This window comes from Pseudoalteromonas sp. SIMBA_162 (assembly GCF_046535955.1).
Lineage (GTDB): Bacteria > Pseudomonadota > Gammaproteobacteria > Enterobacterales > Alteromonadaceae > Pseudoalteromonas > Pseudoalteromonas marina.
On sequence record NZ_JAWJBQ010000209.1, the window covers coordinates 1 to 304 of the forward strand.

Genomic DNA, 304 nt, shown 5'->3' on the forward strand with positions numbered 1-304 from the left:
CGGTGACTTACAGCTGGTCAAGTATCCCGAGTCCTATGACGTTCGTGGCTTGACCGAAGAGTTCTCCATCAGTGAGCGCCTGATGCTGATCGAAGCGCCAGACGTGGTGCGTCGTGAGCAGATGCGAGCGCTGATCGACAAGCTCTTCCCGCACCTCAAGGCGGATATCCGTCGCGAGATCGAGAAAGAGCTGGAGAGCTACCCAGCAGCACCCGAGCCGGTCGGACTCAGCCCCTCCTTCGCCCTCCAGAGCGAAGAGCAGGAGCCAGAGGAAGACGACTCAAGCAGTGCCCAACAGTGGGTG

1 protein-coding gene is annotated in these 304 nt (G+C 60.2%); it reads left to right on the forward strand.

Translation table 11 applies throughout. The annotated features are described in order from the left end of the window. Positions 1-49: 49 nt before the first annotated feature. On the forward strand, positions 50-304 hold a 255-nt coding region (locus R0J88_RS19400; RefSeq protein WP_410900784.1), incomplete at its 3' end, for a hypothetical protein.